Origin of the sequence: Nocardioides sp. CER19 (genome assembly GCF_029846275.1) — a bacterium.
GTDB lineage: Bacteria > Actinomycetota > Actinomycetes > Propionibacteriales > Nocardioidaceae > Nocardioides.
In genome coordinates this window covers 592,791-613,260 of record NZ_JARVWS010000003.1, presented here as the reverse complement: position 1 = coordinate 613,260, position 20,470 = coordinate 592,791, and the positions used below count along the sequence as shown (strand labels likewise).

20 protein-coding genes are annotated in these 20,470 nt (G+C 65.7%); 17 read left to right on the top strand and 3 right to left on the bottom strand.

The window, feature by feature from the left end; genetic code table 11:
• The 3 genes from QDS12_RS18390 to QDS12_RS18380 all read left to right on the top strand — a co-directional run bounded on the left by QDS12_RS18390 (position 1) and on the right by QDS12_RS18380 (position 3,132).
• Positions 1–1,146: an FAD-dependent oxidoreductase gene (locus QDS12_RS18390; RefSeq protein ID WP_279881697.1), complete on the top strand. Its 1,146-nt coding sequence runs from the start codon at positions 1–3 to the stop codon at positions 1,144–1,146.
• Positions 1,147–1,217: 71 nt separating this feature from the next.
• A complete protein-coding gene (mftE, locus tag QDS12_RS18385) occupies positions 1,218–2,012 on the top strand; it encodes a mycofactocin biosynthesis peptidyl-dipeptidase MftE (protein WP_347882189.1) in 795 nt (264 codons plus the stop codon).
• Between the two features lie 154 nt (positions 2,013–2,166).
• Positions 2,167–3,132: a helix-turn-helix transcriptional regulator gene (locus QDS12_RS18380; protein WP_279881693.1), complete on the top strand. Its 966-nt coding sequence runs from the start codon at positions 2,167–2,169 to the stop codon at positions 3,130–3,132.
• A 46-nt stretch (positions 3,133–3,178) separates the two neighbouring features.
• Here the strand turns inward: QDS12_RS18380 and QDS12_RS18375 are convergent, their stop codons facing one another.
• The gene (locus QDS12_RS18375) at positions 3,179–3,802 is read right to left on the bottom strand and encodes a TetR family transcriptional regulator (RefSeq protein WP_279881691.1); all 624 of its coding nucleotides are present in this window, start codon (positions 3,800–3,802) and stop codon (positions 3,179–3,181) included.
• Between the two features lie 113 nt (positions 3,803–3,915).
• On the opposite strand from QDS12_RS18375, the gene QDS12_RS18370 reads away from it, so the two are divergent.
• Genes QDS12_RS18370 through QDS12_RS18330 form a run of 9 tightly spaced genes read left to right on the top strand, consistent with a single transcriptional unit; the run spans position 3,916 to position 12,365 of the window.
• The gene (locus QDS12_RS18370) at positions 3,916–5,142 is read left to right on the top strand and encodes an acetyl-CoA C-acetyltransferase (RefSeq protein WP_279882207.1); all 1,227 of its coding nucleotides are present in this window, start codon (positions 3,916–3,918) and stop codon (positions 5,140–5,142) included.
• Positions 5,143–5,178: 36 nt separating this feature from the next.
• Positions 5,179–5,934, top strand: a complete 756-nt coding sequence (locus QDS12_RS18365) for an SDR family oxidoreductase (protein ID WP_279881689.1) — start codon at positions 5,179–5,181, stop codon at positions 5,932–5,934.
• Entirely contained in the window at positions 5,931–6,707 is a 777-nt protein-coding gene (locus QDS12_RS18360; protein WP_279881687.1) for an SDR family NAD(P)-dependent oxidoreductase, read from the top strand. The genes QDS12_RS18365 and QDS12_RS18360 overlap by 4 nt, the downstream gene beginning before the upstream one ends.
• Complete coding sequence (locus QDS12_RS18355; RefSeq protein ID WP_279881685.1) at positions 6,704–7,375, top strand: HAD family phosphatase; 672 nt, start codon at positions 6,704–6,706, stop codon at positions 7,373–7,375. The genes QDS12_RS18360 and QDS12_RS18355 overlap by 4 nt, the downstream gene beginning before the upstream one ends.
• Positions 7,372–8,133, top strand: a complete 762-nt coding sequence (gene fabG / locus QDS12_RS18350; protein ID WP_279881684.1) for a 3-oxoacyl-ACP reductase FabG — start codon at positions 7,372–7,374, stop codon at positions 8,131–8,133. Before QDS12_RS18355 ends, fabG begins: the two co-directional genes overlap by 4 nt.
• Complete coding sequence (locus QDS12_RS18345) at positions 8,130–8,582, top strand: MaoC family dehydratase (RefSeq protein WP_279881681.1); 453 nt, start codon at positions 8,130–8,132, stop codon at positions 8,580–8,582. Before fabG ends, QDS12_RS18345 begins: the two co-directional genes overlap by 4 nt.
• Entirely contained in the window at positions 8,579–9,610 is a 1,032-nt protein-coding gene (locus QDS12_RS18340; protein WP_279881679.1) for a phosphotransferase family protein, read from the top strand. Before QDS12_RS18345 ends, QDS12_RS18340 begins: the two co-directional genes overlap by 4 nt.
• Positions 9,610–10,842, top strand: coding sequence for an acyl-CoA dehydrogenase family protein (locus tag QDS12_RS18335; RefSeq protein WP_279881677.1), 1,233 nt, complete (start codon positions 9,610–9,612; stop codon positions 10,840–10,842). Before QDS12_RS18340 ends, QDS12_RS18335 begins: the two co-directional genes overlap by 1 nt.
• Positions 10,839–12,365, top strand: a complete 1,527-nt coding sequence (locus QDS12_RS18330) for a long-chain fatty acid--CoA ligase (protein WP_279881675.1) — start codon at positions 10,839–10,841, stop codon at positions 12,363–12,365. The genes QDS12_RS18335 and QDS12_RS18330 overlap by 4 nt, the downstream gene beginning before the upstream one ends.
• A gap of 74 nt (positions 12,366–12,439) precedes the next feature.
• Here the strand turns inward: QDS12_RS18330 and QDS12_RS18325 are convergent, their stop codons facing one another.
• Positions 12,440–13,300, bottom strand: coding sequence for a mycofactocin-coupled SDR family oxidoreductase (locus QDS12_RS18325; RefSeq protein ID WP_279881673.1), 861 nt, complete (start codon positions 13,298–13,300; stop codon positions 12,440–12,442).
• Between the two features lie 23 nt (positions 13,301–13,323).
• Positions 13,324–14,301, bottom strand: a complete 978-nt coding sequence (locus QDS12_RS18320) for an alpha/beta hydrolase (RefSeq protein ID WP_279881670.1) — start codon at positions 14,299–14,301, stop codon at positions 13,324–13,326.
• A gap of 295 nt (positions 14,302–14,596) precedes the next feature.
• Here QDS12_RS18320 and QDS12_RS18315 point away from each other — a divergent pair, with 295 nt between their 5' ends.
• The 5 genes from QDS12_RS18315 to QDS12_RS18295 all read left to right on the top strand — a co-directional run bounded on the left by QDS12_RS18315 (position 14,597) and on the right by QDS12_RS18295 (position 20,036).
• Positions 14,597–16,045 (top strand): APC family permease, encoded by a 1,449-nt coding sequence (locus QDS12_RS18315; RefSeq protein ID WP_279881668.1) that lies wholly within the window; start codon positions 14,597–14,599, stop codon positions 16,043–16,045.
• 216 nt (positions 16,046–16,261) lie between these two features.
• A complete protein-coding gene (locus QDS12_RS18310; protein ID WP_279881666.1) occupies positions 16,262–17,344 on the top strand; it encodes an LLM class flavin-dependent oxidoreductase in 1,083 nt (360 codons plus the stop codon).
• A gap of 120 nt (positions 17,345–17,464) precedes the next feature.
• On the top strand, positions 17,465–18,031 hold the full coding sequence (locus tag QDS12_RS18305; protein ID WP_279881664.1) for a flavin reductase family protein: 567 nt from the start codon (positions 17,465–17,467) through the stop codon (positions 18,029–18,031).
• Between the two features lie 2 nt (positions 18,032–18,033).
• Entirely contained in the window at positions 18,034–18,795 is a 762-nt protein-coding gene (locus QDS12_RS18300; protein ID WP_279881662.1) for an SDR family NAD(P)-dependent oxidoreductase, read from the top strand.
• A gap of 35 nt (positions 18,796–18,830) precedes the next feature.
• Complete coding sequence (locus tag QDS12_RS18295; RefSeq protein WP_279881660.1) at positions 18,831–20,036, top strand: saccharopine dehydrogenase NADP-binding domain-containing protein; 1,206 nt, start codon at positions 18,831–18,833, stop codon at positions 20,034–20,036.
• Positions 20,037–20,470 lie beyond the last annotated feature (434 nt).

The window sequence follows — 20,470 nt, the reverse complement described above, 5'->3', positions numbered from 1 at the left end:
ATGAGCAACCCCTTCGACGCCATCGTCATCGGCGGTGGTATTGCCGGCGTGTCGTTGGCCTACGAGCTCGCGTCCGAACGAACCGTCGTCCTTCTCGAGGCTGAATCGACCCTGGCGCACCACACCACGGGGCGATCTGCCGCTACCTGGCTGGGAACATATGGAAACGAGCCCGTCCGCGCCCTCGCCGCGGCCAGTCGCTCCTTCTTGGTCGAACCCCCCGAGGCCATGTTCGAGGCGCCCCTCACAAAACCCCTCGGGCTGCTGTACGTGGCGGGTCTCGGGCAGTCGGCAGCACTTCGAGCGCTCCACCGGTCCGTGGCAGAACTGACGCCAGAGGCACAACTGCTCGACCGCCAAGAGACGTTGGCCGCTAACCGCCTGCTGCATCCGGAGCGCATCGAAGGGGGGCTTATTGAACCTGGTGCCATGGACGTCGATGTCAACGAGCTGCACGCGGGATACGCCCGCGCACTGCGTCGGCGCGGCGGTCAGATCGTCACCCGATCGCGTGTGATTGCTGCGGAGCGTGTCTCGACCGGTTGGCGAGTGACGACGAGCGCGGGAGACACCTACACATCCCCTGTCGTTGTGAACGCAGCTGGAGCGTGGGTCGATGAGGTTGCCGCGCTCCATGGCGCGGCTCCCATAGGCGTCAGACCGCTACGTAGGACCATGTTCGCCGCTCCAGCTGACGGCGTTGACCTGGCGTCGGTTCCGATGACGTTTGCCATTGATCATTCCTTCTACTTCAAACCTGAGGGTCCGCAGCTCCTTTGCTCGCCTCAAGATGAAACATTGTCACCGCCCGGCGACGCGAAGCCTGATGAACTGGAGATCGCTCGAGCGATCGAGGCCATCAACGAGATCACAACATTGAACATTCGACATGTGCGGAGCCCGTGGGCAGGGCTGCGGACATTCGCACCCGATTCGACGCCTGTAGTCGGTTGGGCCGCCGACGCCGACGACCTGTATTGGTACGCCGGTCAGGGAGGGTACGGCATCCAGATCGGGCCGGCGATGGCGCGATTTGCCGCAGCCGAGATACTCGGCCACCCGGTGCCGCCTGACATCGCGGCCACGCTCTCTGATCCGAGCGTTCTATCCCCGCGACGGTTCGCCGCTGCGCCAGCACGCTCCTGAGCAGCTCCGGCCCGCGGTGACCAGCGGCCGCCTGAGAGGCCAGCACCGTCACCGCCGGCAAGGGCTGTGGTGTGCCGACGTCTCCCGGTCGACGCCCTGACACGTGGGAAGGTAATTCTGTGAGTTGCGGTCCGTGGACCCCCTGGCCCGATCTTCCCATTGGGCCGGTCGTGCTCGTCCCCACTGGTTCAATGGAGCAGCACGGGCCCCACCTGCCCCTCGACACGGACACGGTCATCGCCAGTGCCGTGGCCAACGGCATCGCCGCCCGGATCGAGGGCGAGGTCTTCGTCGCCCCTCCCATCGCGTACGGCGCGAGCGGTGAACATGAAGCATTCCCCGGCACTGTCTCGCAAGGGTCCGAGGCGCTAGCGCACATGCTGCTCGAGGTCGGCCGATCTCTTCGCCACTGGGCCTTGCGATACGTCTTCGTCAACGGCCACGGTGGCAACGTCGCCGCTCTCGAGACTGCGGTGAGGCGGCTGCAAAGCGAGGGCGACACTGCGCAATGGGTGCCGTGCGCGGTCCCCGACGCGGACCCGCACGCCGGACGCACCGAGACCTCGTTGATGCTCCACCTGATGCCGGAACGGGTCCGTCTGGGTGCCGCGCGCCCGGGCAACGTCGCGCCCCTTGCAGAGATCCTGCCCGAGTTAAGAGCGCGGGGCGTTCGCGCCGTATCCAGCTCTGGCGTCCTGGGCGACCCGCGCGGTGCAAGCCCCGCTGCCGGGGAGGCGATCCTCGCAGACATGATCGACAGGGCGGTACGTCTGATTACCGCTGACGGGGGGCCGCCAGGAAAGAACGCGGATCCTGCTAGGCGGGTCACCGGCACCGACGAACGGTCCAAGACAATTTCGGACTGAGTCTTGGGCTCGTCCGTGGTGTTTGTCATATGGGGATGTATTGTGGCCGCCGTCACGTCAGGGTCTCGGGTAAGCGGCGCAGCGATCATCCGAGCACTGCAGAACCGCTCTGCACCTGACGGCAGTGACCGCGATACACCCCGGGAGGCACTCGATGGGCAACTCCACCCTCGAAACAGTCCGATTTGGCCGGCCGTCAACCACTGAAGGGTTCGACGAGTGGCGACAAATCTGCGCGCAGAACTTCCTCGGGGACACGGTGTGGCCGATCGCTGGCGAGCGTGGATTCAGCGGCGAGTTCCAGCGTCGATGGATCGACGACTGCATCGTGATGAGGTACACGGTCACCCCCTACGCCGGACGCTTCCGGCCCGCCTCTGAGGCCGGAGAATTTGTGGGCTTCGGCGTCACCTGGGACGGCGGAGGAGAGACCTTCACGACGCGACGGGACTCCTCGGTCCAGGAAGCTAACTCGATGCTCGGCATCTGGGACAACGGCAGTATCGCCGACTTCTCAGTCAACGTGCCCCGCGAGCAGAGCTACATCTTCGTGCCCAAGGACGCGTTGGCACGGTTCGGCGTCCGCGTTCGCGACCTAGCCGAACCCTTGAGCGTCGATGACAAGCCGTCGGCCCGCATCCTGGCCGGCGTCATCGATTCCGTGCTGAATGCGCCGCCACACGTTGAGCTGCCCGACGCAGTCGCAATCCGCAATGCCGTTCTCAGCCTCCTGACCGGCACGCTTCGCGACACATCAGGGAGTGAGACCGGTGCCGTGAGCGAAGCCATGAAGCGCAAGGTGGAGGACTGGGTCACCAGTCGACTCTCGGACGGCACGATCAGTCCTGTCGATGCGGCCGCAGCACACGGAATCTCGGTTCGATCCCTTCACCGCCTCTTCTCCGACTCCGGCGGCACGTTTGGCGACATGGTCCGAGCCCTCCGGCTAGAGCGTGCCCGTCAAGACCTCGCGTTGACCTCGCGCACTGTGCAGGCGATCGCCACCCAGTGGGGGTACGCAGACGTCAGTCACTTCTGCCGGGAGTTCAAGCGCACGTACGGGATGACCACGACGGCGTTCCGCAACGAGGTGTCCGCACAGGACGCCGTCGCCTCCTGACTTCCGGCCCGCGGACCTCGGACCGCGGCCTGCCTCCCCGTAGGGCCTAGGCGGGCGTGGCAGGCGGCCGTCGTGCGCCCAGCATCCGCAGCGCCATATCGGCGTAGAAGGCGCCGACTCTCTCAGGCGTCCAAGAACTGCCATCGCGGTACCAGCGCGCGACGTCGATGCCGAGTGACATGACTGCGTTCGCCGCCATATGCGTATCGCTGGTGGCGAAGACCCCGTCGGCGACTCCTCGCTCCACGATGGTGACGAGCTCACGCGCGATCGCCTCGCGCAACCCCAAGATCTCGTCCAAGTGCGCGGGCTCCAAGGCCAGGAGCTCGTAGTTCACCAGCCGGGCACGGACGTGATGACGAGCGTGATCCTCAGCGAAGGCCCGAGCCACCTCCTCCAATTGGGCCTGGGCGCCCTCTCGGCTTCTGGCGGCATCCTGGACCAGTTCCAGGATGTGACGATGACCATCCCGGGAGAGAACGAAGAGAAGGTTCTCCTTGGAACCATGGTGGATGTAGACGGCGGCAGGACTCATGCCCGCGGCCGCGGCGATGTCGCGAGTCGAAGTGCCGTGGAAGCCGCGGGTCGCGAACGCCGCTGCAGCTGCTTCCTCGATGCGTAACCGGGTCTCGGCGCCTTTGCGGTAGCCCCTCGCAGTCTCAGATGCCATGTGCCTCTTCTCTCCTCCCTCGGGTCAGGTCGTCGAACTGCTTGACGCCACATCCGCCGAGCGGCACGATACTGACATCAAAAGTAAGCGACCGCTTAGATTGTGAGAGTCAAGTGCCTGAAGCCGTCATCGTCTCGACCGCTCGCTCACCGATCGGCCGTGCCTTCAAGGGCTCGCTGAAGGATGAGCGTCCCGACGATCTCGCCGCTCAGATCGTGCGCGCCGCACTCGACAAGGTGCCTGCCCTCGATCCTCGCGACATCTCCGACTTGATCCTCGGCTGCGGGCTCCCCGGAGGTGAGCAGGGATGGAACATGGGCCGCAACCTGGCCGTCCTGCTCGGATACGACCACCTGCCCGGCACCAGCGTCACCCGATACTGCTCGTCCTCCCTGCAGACGACCCGGATGGCATTCCACGCGATCAAGGCAGGCGAAGGTGACGCCTACATCTCGGCCGGCGTGGAGACGGTGAGCCGCTTCTTCAAGGGCAACTCCGATTACATCGAGGGTCAGGATCTGCTCAACCCCCGCTTCGCTGACGCCACGCACCGAACGCACGTACGCTCGAAGGCGGACGCCGAGACCTGGACCGATCCCCGCCTCGACGGCGAGCTCCCGGACGTGTACATCGCGATGGGCCAGACAGCCGAGAACGTCCAGCAGATCATCGGCATGAGCCGACAGGAGCAGGACGAGTTCGCCGTCCGTAGCCAGAACCTAGCGGAGCAGCGCATCGCCGAGGGCTTCTGGGCCCGCGAGATCACGCCTGTCACAGTTGCTGACGGGAGCAAGGTGAGCGCAGACGACGGGCCGCGGCCGGGCGTCACCCTCGAGGCCGTCAGCGCACTGCAGCCGGTGTTCCGCCCCGACGGCACGGTCACCGCCGGAAACGCCTGCCCGCTCAACGACGGCGCCGCCGCGCTCGTCATCATGTCCGACACGAAGGCCCGCGACCTTGGCCTGAGGCCCTTGGCCCGCATCGTCTCGACCTCAGTCACTGGCCTTTCGCCGGAGATCATGGGCCTGGGGCCGGTCGAGGCCATCCCCGCCGCACTCAACAGCGCGGGCCTGACCATCGACGACATCGACCTGTTCGAGATCAACGAGGCCTTCGCCGTCCAGTCCCTCGGCTCGGCCCAGCAGCTCGACATCCCCCTCGAGAAGCTCAACGTCAACGGTGGCGCGATCGCGATCGGCCACCCGTTCGGCATGACGGGCGCTCGCATCACGACCACCCTCATCAACTCCTTGCAGTGGCACGACAAGCAGTTCGGCGTCGAGTCCATGTGCGTCGGCGGCGGCATGGGGATGGCCATGGTCCTCGAGCGCCTGAGCTGACCCGCCCTCACTACAGAATCCCCAGGAGCACGACACATGTCCCGATTCACCGGGAAGACCGCCATCGTCACGGGAGCCAGCCGTGGCATCGGCCTTGCCATCGCCGAGCGGCTCGTCGCCGACGGCGCAAAGGTTGTCATCACGGCCCGCAAGGCCGAGGCCCTCGACGAGGCCGTCCAGTCTCTCGGTGGCCTAGACAACGCCCTCGGCGTTGCTGGCCACGCAGCGGACCTCGACCACCAGGTCGAGGTCATCTCACGCGCCATCGACACCTTCGGAAGTGCCGACCTGCTGGTCAACAATACCGGCATCAACCCCGCCTATGGCCCGCTGACGGAACTGCCCCTCGACGCAGCCCGGAAGGTCATCGACGTCAACTGCATCGCCGCTCTTTCCTGGGTCCAGCAGATCCACCGGCTCTGGATGAAGGAGCATGGAGGGGCGATCGTCAACGTCGCCTCCGTCGCAGGCCTCAAGCCCGCCCCCGGGATCGCGCTGTACGGCGCAAGCAAGGCCATGCTCATCCACCTGACCGAAGAGCTCGCGGTCGAACTCGGCCCGACCATCAGGGTCAATGCGGTCGCGCCTGCCGTGGTCAAGACAAAGTTTGCGACCGCGCTCTACGAGGGTCGTGAAGAGACCGTCGCGGCGCAGTATCCGCTCAGGCGACTGGGCGAGCCGGAGGACATCGGCAGCGTCGTCGGCTTCCTGCTCTCCAAGGACGCAGCCTGGCTGACAGGCCAGACCATCGTGATCGATGGCGGTCTAACCCTCACAGGCGGCGTCGAATGACCGTCGCCGGCACGCGCGCCGTTGTCACTGGCGCAGGGAACGGTATCGGCCGAGCCCTCGCCACACGGTTGGCTGCCGATGGTGCGACGGTTGTCGTCAACGATCTGGACGGCGGGGCCGCCGAACAGGTCGCGTCCGCCATCGGCGGTATCCCGCTCCCGGGAGACGCTGCAAGTGAGGGTGGGCTCGCGACGCTCGTGGACCAGGCTCACGACCGGCTGGGCGGCATCGACAGCTGGTTCGCGAATGCCGGAATCGACGTGGGTCGCGGACTTGAGGCCTCAGAGTCTGACTGGGCCCTTGCCCACGAGATCAACGTCATGGCGCACGTCCGGGCCGCGCGCCTACTGCTGCCCGAATGGCTTGAACGCGGTCGCGGCAGATTCGTCGTGACGGCCTCGGCCGCCGGAGTGCTCACAATGCTCGGCAGCCCCGTCTACTCCGTGACCAAGCATGGCGCTGTCGCATTCGCCGAGTGGCTCTCGGCCACCTACCGACACCGGGGCATCGACGTCCACGCCATCTGCCCGCAGGGCGTGAACACCCGCATGTACGACAACCTCGGAAACCTTCAACAGCTCGTGGGTCGCGACACCGTCGTCGAACCGGAGCAGGTTGCCGATGAGTGCATGCGCTCGATCGCGCTCGACCGGTTCTTCGTCCTTCCACACGCCGAGGTCGGGCGCTACTACGCGGCTCGGGCCGCCGCGCCGGACCGATGGCTACGACAGATGAACAAGGTCCAGCAGCAGCTTGAGGGAAGAGCCTCATGACGGCGCCAGCACCCCAGGCGATCCTCTTCGATTACGGGGGCGTGCTGACGACACCGGTAAGCGAGTCAATCGCTGCCTGGCTCACGGCCGACGGAATCGAGCCGACGTCCTTCAGTCGGGTACTCAAGGCATGGCTCGGGCGCACCGCTCCGTCCGGAACACCGATCCATCGCCTCGAGACCGGTGACCTGAGCATTCCTGACTTCGACGCACTGCTCGCCGCCGAGCTCAGCACACTCGACGGCAGCCCGGTCAAGCCGGTCGGCGTCTTGCAGAGGCTGTTTGCACGGATGCAACCGGACTCGTCGATGTTCGAGCTTGTCGCGCAACTTCGCGAGTCCGGCCTGAAGGTCGCGCTCGTCTCGAACAGCTGGGGCAACACGTACCCGCGGCAGCGCATCGACGCCTCCTTCGACGAGGTCGTGATTTCGGGCGAAGTGGGCCTGCGCAAGCCAGACGCCGCCATCTATCGGCTGGCGCTGGGCCGCTTGGGCGTCGAGCCAAGCAACGCCATCTTCGTCGACGACGCAGAGCCCAACGTCGAAGGCGCCCGGGCGATCGGGATGCCGGCGATTCTCCACACCGACCCCGCCGCCACCCGCACAGCCCTCGCTGAGGCTCTGCCACACCTCATCAACATCAACGAACCTGCAGGAGTTTACGAATGAGCGACAACACCCCCCGCACAGCAATCGTGACGGGCGCTGCACGAGGGATCGGCGCGGCGATCGCACGCCGCCTTGCCTCCGACGGCCTGCGAGTCGCCGTCGTCGACCTCGACGAATCGGCGTGCTCGGCCACCGTCGACGCCATCAAGTCAGCCGGCGGCGAGGCCGGTGCCTTCGGCGCCGACGTCGCCGACGAAGCCGCCGTCTCGAGCGCCGTCGAGCGCATCGTCGCAGACCTCGGCGAGCCGACGGTGCTGGTCAACAACGCCGGAATCATCCGTGACAACCTGCTCTTCAAGATGACGGTCGACGATTGGGACGCCGTCATGAGTGTCCACCTTCGCGGGGCCTTCCTGATGAGCCGAGCCACGCAGGGCTACATGACCCAGGCCGGTTTCGGGCGCATCGTCAACATGTCCAGCAACTCAGCCCTCGGCAACCGCGGGCAGGCCAACTACTCCGCTGCCAAGGCGGGGCTGCAAGGCTTCACGAAGACCCTTGCTCTCGAGCTCGGCAAGTTCGGTGTCACGGTGAACTCCATCGCGCCGGGCTTCATCGAGACCGAGATGACCGCCCAGACAGCGGCCCGCATCGGGATGGGCTTCGAAGATTTCAAGGCGGCTGCGGCTGAAGGGATCGCGGTGCGCCGCACCGGCGTCCCTGACGACATCGCTCACGCGGTCTCGTTCCTAGCCAGCGAGGGGGCCGGGTTCGTGTCTGGTCAGATCATCTACGTCGCGGGTGGGCCGCAGGGATGAGGCGCTTCACTTCGGTCGACGAGGTCCGCGCCGCGGTGGGCGAGCATCTAGGCCAGTCGGATTGGCATGAGATCACTCAGCATCAGATCGACCTCTTCGCGGAGGCCACCGGCGACCATCAGTGGATCCACGTTGACGCCGCGCGGGCACAGGCCGGACCGTTCGGAGCGACCGTCGCCCACGGCTACCTCACCTTGTCGCTGCTCCCGCACCTCGTCGGTCAGGTCTACACCGTGGACGGGACGTCGATGGCGGTTAACTATGGATCGAACAAGGTCCGCTTCCCTGCTCCCGTCCCCGTCGGCTCACGTGTGAGGGCGGGCGTCGAACTGGTCAGCGTCGAAGCCAGCGGAAACGGTCATCAACTCGTGACACGGGTGACCGTGGAGCGCGAGGGCGCCGACAAGCCTGTGTGCGTCGCCGAGACCGTGAGCCTGCTGGTGCCATGACCGAGAAGAAGCAGCTCCCGGGTCTTGACCTCGAACGCCTCACTGACTGGATCGCAGAAGCTGCGCCGAACCTGGCATCCGAGCGCCCGCTGGAAGCCTCACTCGTCGCCGGCGGACGGTCGAACCTCACCTACTCGGTGACCGACGGCAGCCGCCACTGGATCCTCCGCCGACCGCCTCTAGGCCACGTCCTAGCGACCGCGCATGACATGGGCCGCGAATACCGGGTGCTGAGTGCGCTACAAGACACCGCAGTTCCGGTCCCTCAGACCTATGCGCTCTGCACAGACACGGCCGTCCTTGGCGCGCCGTTCTACCTGATGGAGCAGGTTGCGGGAACGCCGTATCGGACTAGGGACGAACTAGCAACCCTCGGCGCCGACCGCACCCGACGCATCACCGAGCGCCTTGTCGACACCCTTGCCGCCCTGCACGCGGTTGACCCCGCTGCCGTTGGGCTCTCGGACTTCGGCAAGACCGACGGCTTCCTCGCTCGACAGGTCGGACGCTGGAAGAAGCAACTGGACGCGTCCTACACACGCGATCTGCCCGCCGCAGACGAGCTTCACCAGAAGCTTCTCGGTGCTGTCCCGAGCGAGTCCGCGACGGGCATCGTGCACGGTGACTATCGGCTGGACAACATTCTCGTCGACGAGGGCGATCGCGTCACCGCAGTCCTCGACTGGGAGATGGCGACGCTCGGCGATCCGCTGACGGACCTCGCTCTGATGATCACCTACCACCGGCTGGACCTGATGCTCGACAACGGTGCGACCAGCGCGGCCTCGTCGCCAGGCTTCCTCAATGAGGCCGAGGTGATCGCACGCTACGGACGCGGGAGCGAGCGAGACCTCTCGCGGTTCGGCTTCTACCTCGGGCTGGCGGCCTTCAAACTCGCCACCATCCTCGAAGGCATCCACTTCCGCCACCTGCAAGGCAAGACGGTCGGGGAGGGGTTCGACACCATCGGTCAAGCCATCGACCCCCTGCTTGCTGCCGGCCTCTCGGCTTTGAAGGAGACCTACTGATGGACTTCCAGTACGACCCGCGCACCAGCGGCCTGATCGAGAACCTGCTCGACTTCATGGATGGCCACATCTACCCCAATGAGCGTGCGTTCGAGGAGCAGGTCAACTCGCTCGAGAACATCTGGGCCTGGGACTCGGCACCTCTTCTCAAGAAGGTTCGGGAAGAAGCCCGCGGCCGAGGCCTGTGGAATCTCTTCCTGCCCGGACAGCAAGGTGCCGGGTTGACCAACCTGCAGTACGCGCCGCTGGCCGAGATCACTGGACGAAGTGGCGCATTGGCACCTGCGGCCCTCAACTGTGCAGCACCGGACACGGGCAACATGGAGGTGCTGCACCAGTTCGGCACCGAGGCGCAGAAGGAGAAGTGGCTCGAGCCGCTCCTCGACGGCCGGATCCGGTCGGCGTTCGCCATGACCGAGCCCGACGTCGCCTCCTCCGACGCCACCAACATCCAGCTCAGCATCGTTCGTGACGGCGACTCCTACGTCATCAACGGCCGCAAGTGGTGGATCACTGGCGCCATGAACCCCAATTGCCGCATCTTCATCGTGATGGGCAAGACCGACCCGGGCGCCGCCCGCCACCGGCAGCAGTCGATGATTCTCGTCCCGCGCGACACCCCCGGCCTGGAGGTGAAGCGCGGCATGCACGTCCTCGGGTACGACGACCACGACCACGGCGGCCACGCCGAGCTGTCCTTCACCGACGTGCGGGTGCCGGTCGAGAACCTCATCGGCGAGGAGGGCGCCGGCTTCGCGATCGCCCAGGCGCGGCTCGGTCCCGGCCGCATCCACCACTGCATGCGCTCGATCGGCGTCGCCGAGCGGGCGATCGAGCTGATGTGCGCCCGAGCCTCCTCGCGCGTCGCCTTCGGACGCCCGATCGCCGACCAGGGCGTCGTCCGCGACTGGATCGCCGAGTCGCGGGTCCGGATCGAGCAGCTGCGCCTGCTGGTGCTCAAGACCGCGTGGCTGATGGACACCGTCGGCAACAAGGGCGCGCACTCCGAGATCCAGGCGATCAAGATCGCCACGCCGGCGACCGTGCAGTGGATCCTCGACAAGGCCATCCAGGTGCACGGTGCGGGCGGCCTCTCGCAGGACTTCCCGCTGGCCGCGATGTACGCCGGCGTCCGCACGCTGCGGTTCGCCGACGGCCCCGACGAGGTACACAAGAACGCCCTCGCCAAAGCCGAGCTGCGCCGCCACCAGGCCGGCAGGAAAGGTGCATGACCATGAGCTTCAATCTTGCAACGATGCTGCGTGAGTCGGCGGCCTCCGCCGGCGCCGACCGGCCCCTTGCCTACTTCGGGACGCACACCTTCACGTACTCCGAAGTCGACGCGAACTCGGGGCGAGTCGCCTCCGCGCTGCGAGCCGCTGGGCTCGAGCCAGGCGACAAGGTGGCAGTGCAGCTGCCGAACGTGCCTGAGTTCCTGTTCGCCTACTTCGGCATCCTGAAGGCCGGCTTGGTGATGGTGCCGCTGAACCCGTTGCTGGCGAGGCCGGAGATCGCCTACCAGTTGGACGACAGCGACGCGAAGCTTGTCATCACCCATGCCGTGTGCATCGACCGGGCCGCGGGTGCGGCCGCCGACGCAGGGAGCCTCCCCGTCTACATCGTCGGTGACGCCGACGCACGAGGGGCCAAGCCGTTCGGCGAACTATTGCAGGCCCCCGACGCAGGCCTGCTGCACCCGACCAGTTCCGACGACACCGCGGTACTGCTCTACACCAGCGGAACCACGGGGAAGCCGAAGGGCGCCGAGCTCTCGCACTTCCAGCTCTTCATGAACTCAACGACCTCAGGTGCGCTCTTCGGCCTCTCCGCCGACGATGTCAGCGTCGCCGTGCTTCCGCTGTTCCACGTCTTCGGCCTTTCCGCGGTGTTGGGAAACGCCGTGCGATACGGCGCCAGCATGGTCCTCATCCCTCGGTTTGACGCCAACGACGTGCTGGACGCCATCGAACGCCACCAGGTGACAGTTTTCTCCGGTGTTCCGACCATGTTCAGCGCGCTTCTGCAGGCCGACACAACCGGCCGAGATCTCTCCAGTCTCCGTGCAGCTGTGTCCGGAGGCGCGTCCATTCCGGGAGAGGTTATTCGCGCATTCGAGGAGAAGTACCCGAACGCCGTCATCCTGGAAGGCTACGGACTGTCCGAGACCGCCAGCACTGCCACGTTCAACGTGAGCGCCGATCAGCGGAAGGTTCTCTCGATCGGGCGCCCGATCTGGGGCGTCGAGCTGCGCATCATGGGCAGCGACGGCGAGCCGCTCCCGCCGGGCAAAGCGAACGTGGGCGAGATCGTTCTTCGCGGCCACGTCGTCACCAAGGGCTACTACAAGAACCCCGAAGCCACAGCGGCCGCGATTCGAGATGGCTGGCTCCAGACCGGCGACCTCGCGTACCGCGACGAGGATGGATACGTATTCATCGTCGACCGCGTGAAGGATCTGGTCATCCGAGGTGGCTACAACGTCTATCCACGCGAGGTCGAGGAGGTGCTCTACGAGCACCCAGCTGTGGCCGAGGCCGCCGTCGTCGGACGACCTGACCAGGAGTTGGGCGAGGAAGTTGTCGCCTTCGTTGCCTTGCGGCCCGGCGCGTCAGCCGACACGCAGGACATCGTCGCATTCACGAAGGAACGCCTGGCCGCCTACAAGTACCCCCGAGAAATCCACGTCGTTTCGGAGCTTCCCAAGGGTGCGACAGGCAAGATCCTCAAGCGCGAGCTCCGCGATCAGCCACAGTAAGCGCCTACCGGAAGAGTGCCGAAGGGGCCCGCACCACGAGGTGCGGGCCCCTTGTCTTCGTGCGCAGGTCCGGTCTACTCGACGTGCGGATGCTTGAAGGCGGCAAGCGCCCCTGCATCGACCACGTGTGTAGTCGCGGTCACGTACCTGGTTTCGTCAGAGGCGAGGTAGAGCACCGCATTGCTGATGTCGATCGGCTCGATCCACGGAACGGGCATCAGGTTCATGCTCTGGAAGGCAGCCTTGATCTCCGGATGCTCGAAGGTGAAACCGGGGCGACCACCGGCGAAGAGATCAACCGTGGGCTGATTCTCGATCATCGGGCTACGCACGTTCGTCGGATGAATCGAGTTCACCCGGATCATGTAGTGCGCCAGGTCGGCCGCGAGTGCGCGCATCAGCCCGGTGACGCCTGTCTTCGCCGCAACATAGTGGGCGATGTTGATCTCCGCGCTGATCCCGGAGGTCGAGCTGATGAGGATGATGGAGCCGCCCTGTCCCTGCTCGATCAATGCCGGGATGGTTGCCTTCGCCGTCCGCCACGCGCCGCCGAGCGCGACATCGACCTGGTCTTGAAACTGATGCTCGGACAGCTCCCAGGCCGGACCATTGCCGTTAAGCGTGCAGGCGTTGGCAACGACGGTGTCGAGTCGCCCGAAGGTATCCCAGCCGCGGTCGACAGCGTTCTGGAGTGCCGACAGGTCGCGGACGTCCGCCTCAAGGCCAAGCATCCGGCGGCCCGTCTTCTCCACCAGCGCGACCGTCTCGGCTAGGTCCGCAGGCGTGGACATGGGATACGGAACGGTGTCGATCTGCGCGCAGATGTCGACACCGACGATGTCGGCTCCCTCCTCCGCAAGCCGCAAGGCGTGCGATCGCCCCTGACCCCGGGCTGCACCGGTGATGAATGCGACCTTGCCCTCTACTCGTCCCATGGTGTTCCTCTCCTCGCCATGTACTAAAGCCTCTTGAGCACGTCGACACGGTCACGGATCGCCTGGATGGCGATCGGCCCGTCGGGCGCGAACCAGTCGAAGTCGTGGGGCGCCCCTGCGCGGACGCGCAGTTCGCAGGAAGTGCCGGCACCCCACAAGGCCGCCGCGTACGCCGCGTCTTCGTCTCGAAATATGTCGAGCTCTCCGACCTCGATGTAGGCCGCGGCCAGGCCATCGAAGTTGCGGAGCCGAGCGGGCGCGGCAAGCTCGCTGACCTTGGCCGTGCCAACCTTGTCACCGAGCAACGCTTGCCAGCCGGTGAAGTTCATGTCGTGTGACCATGTGATGCCCTGGGGTGCCCAAGGAGCTGCGACGGTGTTGCGGTCATCGAGCATCGGGTAGATGAGAATCTGCCGGGCCAGAGGGATGCTCCTGTCGCGGGCCATGATGGCGACGCTCGCCGCGAGCCCTCCTCCGCTGCTGTCGCCCATCACGGCAACGCGCTGGGGGTCAACGCCAAGCACGTCGGCGTGGTGGTGCAGCCACTTAAGTGCGGCAAAAGCGTCCTGGGCCGGGTGCAGACCTGGGAACTCAGGTGCCAATCGCTGGTCTACTCCTAGGATCGGGACGCCTGTCTGTTCGACGTAGAAGCGGAGGATCGGGTCGTAGATGTCGAGCGACCCGGATACCATGCCGCCGCCGTGGACGTACACGACGGCGCTTCCGGATGCGACGGCGTCCGCGGGGACATACCATCGCACCGGGATCGGAGCCCCGTCGAAAGACAGCGCCACGTCGTCGGAGGTGGTCAATTCCCGGGCGACCGCCGTTGCGTGATGGATCTCGGTAGCAGCCGCCACAGCGAGCTTGAAGCCCGCTGTCATCTCGGCGTCGGCGAGGGCCCGCAATGCGGCCGCGTCGCCCCGGGCGAGAACCGGTCTCGGGGCACCATCTAGGTTGAGTCCCGCGAACGCTGCGGCAATCGCCGGATCAAGAGGCATGCCTGGCACGGTCAAGAAATCCCTTCCCCGTCGACGACAACTGCGTGTGCCAAGGGTGGCAGGGTGCCGGGTTGCTCCGGTTGTCCGGAGACGCCAGCTCGTGGTCCGAGGACGCCATCGGCGCGACCTCGGTCCTGTCTGCGGCGTGCCGGCACACCCAGACCAATCCCTGGCGCGCAGTATCAATCGCTACCGGGTGTGACCTCGGCCACCATGGCGCCTACGATTCGGCAACCCCACAGCGCGGTGGCGGCTGCCGTTCTCTGTCCGCCAGAACCGAAAGAGTCAAGACAACATGACGACCACCGATGCGGCCCGCACACCGCGGGCGACATCAAGTGACCAGAAACTAGAGGGCAAGCTCGGGGTAGGAGGGCTCGTTCTCACCGCGCTTGCCTTCAACACACCGCTTGCGACCATGGGCGGATTCGTGCCGCTGGTGATCGGGATGGGCGTCGGCGCAGCCACCCCATTCGTCTACCTGGCAGTGATGGTGCTGATGCTTCTCTTCGCTGTCGGGCTGGTCCACATGGCCAAGCACATGGAGAAGCCGGGTGCCTTCTACAGCTACGTGACTGCGGGTATCGGACGGATCCCCGGGCTCGGCGCCGGATTCCTCGCCCTCATCTCCTACTTTTTCATCGTCGTTGGCGTCTACGTGCTCGGCGGATACCTGTGGAACAACCTCTTCATGACGGACTTCGGCACGCCGTCGCTGCCGTGGTGGCTCTGGGTCATCCCCGGGTTCCTCGTCGTCTCGGCCTTGACCCTCTTCAACATCGAGGTGTCAGGCAAGGCGCTCGTCGTAATCCTCGGGCTAGAGACGGTGAGCGTCCTTATCTGGGAGGCCTTCGTCTTCGCCAAGGGCGGTGCCCATGGGGTCGGCCTGCCCGTGACCGCGCAACTGCACACCGGATCGGTCGGATTCGCCGCCCTATGGGGCATCGGTTGCATGATGGGCTTTGAGTCGATCCAGGTCTTCCGAGCCGAGACCCGTGAGCCCGAGCGGACCGTCCCTCGAGCCACCTACCTGACCGTCATCTTCCTGGCTGGCTTCTATGCACTGGGTTCGTGGGCATATCTCGCGGCCTTCGGAACCGATGCGGCATTGGCGACGGCAGCCGACCCGACCGGCAGCTTCATGGCCAGCGTCGCAGAGTATGTTTCCGCGTCCTACGCAAAGGTCGTCTACTTCCTGCTGGTCACGACCGGTATGGCGGCAACCCTCTCGCTCCAGAACATCCTGGCGCGCTACCTGTTCGCCTTCGGGCGAGACCGCGTTCTGCCTTCGTGGCTCGGGCATGCCCATCCGCGCTTCCGCTCGCCTGCACGGGCCGCTGCGGTGGTGTTCGCGGTGATCGGCGTGTCGTTGGTGATCATTGCGCTGGTCGACCCCGACGTCGTGCATGCGTACTCCGCCCTCACAGGCATTGGAAACATCGTCCTGCAGATCCTTCTCGTCCTCACCGCGATCTCGATCATCGTGTACTTCCGGCGACGGACGGACCTGCAGGAGGGAACCTGGAAGACCCTGATCGCGCCGGCGCTGGCAGCACTCGGTCTCGGCACCGTCGTTTTCCTCGACTTCAAGAACCGAGCGCTGGTCGTTGGCGACACGACTCTTGCTGACATCGGCCTGGCCGTGGTCCTCGCTGTCTTCCTTGCCGGAGCCGTCTATGCCAGGTGGCTGCGACGCAATCGAGCCGACGTCTGGGAACGGATCGGCAATCAAGATGGCGCCTGAGCCGTCCTGACGGCTGGAGGATGAGCGGCGGGTGCCCGGGTTTACGGCCTGGCGCCCGCCGTTCGTCTGCCTCGCACCTACGGCTGCCGAGGGCGCTGCAAAGCGACGGCGTGGCACTCACAGTCAATGAGCGCGGCAGCTCCGAATCGAGACTTGTCACACATCCTCGGCGGCCATCAGCATCGGTGCCGCGAGGAGCACTCGTGGAGGTTCGTCGTGAAGTTCGCTATATTCAACGTCCCCTTCGCCCTCGACTATGCCGCGGGCAAGGAGCCGCTCAAGGACGTCATCGCCTGGGGGGTGCAGACCGCCCTGTGGGCCGACCAGTACGGCCTCGACGAGGTGTTCTTCGCTGAGCATTACACCCTCGGGGTGGAGTGCAGTCCCGCACCCGACCTGATGATCGCTGCCGCAGCCCAGGTCACGAACAGGGTCAAGCTCGGCGCACTCGGACATCTCGTTCCATATCACAACCCGGTCGCACTGGCACATCGCATGCTGTTCCTCGACCACATGACGGGCGGCCGGTACCTCGCGGGCGTCGCTCCCGGCGCCTACCCGAGCGACGCCCAGCTCTTCGACACCGGCTCGAGCAATCCGGCCATGCTGGCAGAAGGACTCGACATCATCGAGGCGATCTTCCACAAGCCGGGCCCATGGAGGTTCGAGGGAAAGTACTGGAACGCCGACATGCCGGCATTCGACGAACACCTCGCTGGCCCACACCTGACCCCTCTTCAGCCTGGTGGTCCGGAGAAACTGATGACGGGCATGCAGCCCCAGTCGCCAACGCTGACCGAGGCCGGTCGCCGAGGCTACAGCCCGGTCAGCCAGGCCGTGCACTCCGACTACGTCAGGATGCACTGGGAGACCTATGCGGCCTCCGCAATCGCGGCCGGCCACTATCCGTCTCGCAAGAACTGGCGCATCACCCGCGACTGGCTCGTCGCCGATACCGACGCCCAGGCGCGCGAACTCGCGCTCAACGGCTCGCTCGGCACACTCGCTGCCTACAACCTCGAGATATTCAGATCCATCGGGATCGACGCCCTGTTGGCCGGCCCGGACGGCAATCCGGATGACCTGACGCCCGAATGGCTCATCGACAACTTCGCGCTTGTGGGTTCGCCCGAGACCGTCGCCCGTAAGATTCGCGAGCTCTACGAAAGCCTCGGCGGCTTCGGAACCATCATCTGCGCCTCACACGCCCGAAATCCCGACCCGGAGACGTGGCGCCGCAGTTGGGAACTCACCGGTCTTAAGGTCGCGCCGCTGATCGCGGACCTGGTCGGCGACTGAGCGATCTGCCGCTGACGCAAAACCTGCTCTCGCCCAAACCCAACGGTCCGACCGCGGCGCCGACAAGGCAAATCGTCTACCGAACGAACAAGGGACCCTCGTGGTCACGGAGGAAATGAGATGACGCAAGTGCAAGAACGCGAGTCTCTTGATGGACGAATGCTCCGAAACGCATTCGCCAAGTTTCCAACCGGCGTCGTGGCGCTCTGCGCCCATGACGGCACCGAGCCCGTCGGAATGGCCGTCTCGGCATTCATGCCGGTCTCGCTGGAGCCGCCGCTGCTCAGCGTGTGTATCCAAAAGAGCTCATCGACGTGGCCGCGGCTGCGTCAATGCGGCTCAATCGGCGTCAGCGTCCTCGGCCGCGAGCAGAAGGACCATGCCCAGCGCCTCGCAGCCAAGGAAGGCGACCGGTTCGCTGGTGTCGAGATGACCCAGCTACCCTCCGGCGCCATCGTCCTGGGTGACACGCACGCATGGTTCGAGTGCCGACTCGACGCCTCTCACGACGCGGGGGACCACATCATCGTCGTCCTGCAGATCCTCGACCTCCACGTCGAGCAGGAAGCCGAGGACCCCATGGTCTTCTTCGGCAGCGCCTTCCGCGGCATCCGCCATCGAGGCGGGCCGCCAATCACAACTCCTCAATTCGACCCGCCGATCCCTCCCACTAGGAAGCGAGCCTGATCATGCTGCTCAAGGACAAGATTGCCATCGTCACCGGCGCCGCCCGGGGCCAGGGCGCCTCACACGCCCGGCACCTTGCCGGCGAAGGCGCGAAGGTAATCGTGACCGACATCCTCGACGACCTCGGCAAGGCCGTCGCCGAGGAGATCCGAGAGTCCGGGGGAGAGGCGGAGTACGTTCGCCTCGACGTTCGCAACAGCGACGAGTGGTCGGCTGTCGTCGGCGACGTCGTCAAGCGGTATGGAACCGTCGACGTCCTGGTCAACAACGCCGGAGTCTGCGAGTTCGCGCCCCCGGCTGAGTGTTCCGATGAGGAGTGGGCGTACGTCAACGACACGAACGCCGGCGGGGTGTTCAAGGGCTGCCGCGCGGTCATCCCCGTGATGCAGCAACACGGCGGCGGCACCATCGTCAACACCGCCTCGGTTCAGGCCGTGAAGGGCACGGCTGACTACACGGCCTACCAGGCGAGCAAGGCGGCCGTTCTCGGCATCACTCGGTCCGTCGCGTTGACCTACTCGAAGGAGAACATCCGTGCCAACGCAGTCGCCCCATCCGTCGTGGACACGCCCATGTTCCACCGCGAGCTCGAGCACTTCGCGCAGAATGAGTGGTTCGACTTCGATGCCTGGCTCGAGATGCAGCCGATCAGCCGTGCCTCCCAGCCGGAGGAGGTCTCCAAGATGGTCGTGTTCCTTGCCTCCGATCTGTCGTCCTACTCGACCGGCGGCGTCTTCCCGGTTGACGGCGGCTTGCTCGCCTGATTTGCCCGCGCGAGATCGCCACAGAAAGGCTTCACATGCGCATCATCGCGCTCGGCGGTGCCGGGGGAATGGGACATGCTGCCTTAAAGGTCATGGCGTCGGAGTACACGTTCAGCGAGGTCATCGTCGCCGACCTCAACGCTGACGCCGCGCAGCTCGTCGCCACCGAGCTGCGAGCCCTCGGCCAGCCTGCGTCGTCTCAGCGCATCGACGTCTCCGACCGCGAGGCGCTCCTCGAGCTCCTGGCAGGCGCCGACCTTGTCATGAACTCCGTCGGGCCGTACTTCAGGTTCGGAGTGCCGATCCTGGAGGCCGCGATCGAGAGCAAGGTCCGGTACATCGACCTCTGCGACGACGCCCAGCCCACGGTCGACATGCTCGCCCTCGACGAGCGTGCTAAGGCCGCGGGGATCACCGCAGTCATCGGCGCCGGCGCGAGCCCAGGCCTGATGAACGTCTTCGCCAAACTGGCCGCTCAGGGACTCGACAGTCTCGAGGACATCACGGTCGGATGGACGCTCAACAATGCCCAACGGAACTGGGACATGATGCGCGCCGGTGAGGACGACGAGTCCGATGAGAAGGGCGGCGACGCCGCGCTCGTGCATTTCTTCGAGCAGTTCATGCACACCGTCCCCGCATACGTCGACGGTCAGCTCTCAGAACGCGCCACCCGCCACCAGGTACGGATTGATGTCCCGGGCCTCGGATCCGGCACTGGATACTCGGTCGGTCACCCCGAGCCCGTGACTCTGCCAGCGACTCTGAAGGCCCACGGCTCCTCCCTCAGCGTCTGCCTCATGAGTTCGGATCGCGCAATCGCACTGACGGGCATCGCCGCGGACCTCGAAGCGGGGATGATCGACTACGCACAGGCCGGGGAGCGCACCATCGACGCCGTGATGGCGCCAACCGCGGTCGATGACGACCCCGCTTTCCCTGGCGCCGGCGACCTCCCAACCTACTTCGTCCTGCTCAGCGGGGAACGGGACGGCAAGCAGGTGCACCAGTTCGCCGGATGTGTCTCGAAGCCGGCCCCGATGAGGATCGGCACCGGGGTGCCCTACGGAATCGCGACAGGCACGATCGCCGAAGCAGACCTCGCGCCCGGCGTCTACCCCCTCGACGCTGTCATGGAGCCGGAGCCATATTTGACGAAGGTCGCCGAGCACTGGGGCGTACCCCGAGATCAGCTCTACTTCACTGGCAGTGCACCAATTGGAGAGCTGGCCAAGTCCTGATCGTGCGGACGCCTATGGCACACCTTCCCGTCACCCAACCACACAGGGCGTCCGCGACACGTCATCCAGTCTGTCGGTAACCAGTCGTCAGTCGAAAGGTCCACCGTGAAAACCCAGGGTTCGGTCCTGCATGGTGCTGGGGCAACGCTCCCGGACCGCCGGCCGCGGCCGCTGGATGTCCGAACACCGGAACTCGATCCGCCCCCGACGAATAAGTTGTTGGTCCGCATGGCGGAGGCGGCGGCCTGCCGCACCTACGTCCCCCCGGTCGACGGGAACCGCGTTCGGCCTCTCCCGATGCTGCTCGGTCACGAAGCCGCGGGAACGTGGAAGCAGTGGGCGACCGCGTGCCGCACAGCCTTCGGGCGCGCAACGTTGACCGGCTACGGCGCCGCCAATCACACGGCGCAGGTGCGGTCTGGCAAGTCTGCTGT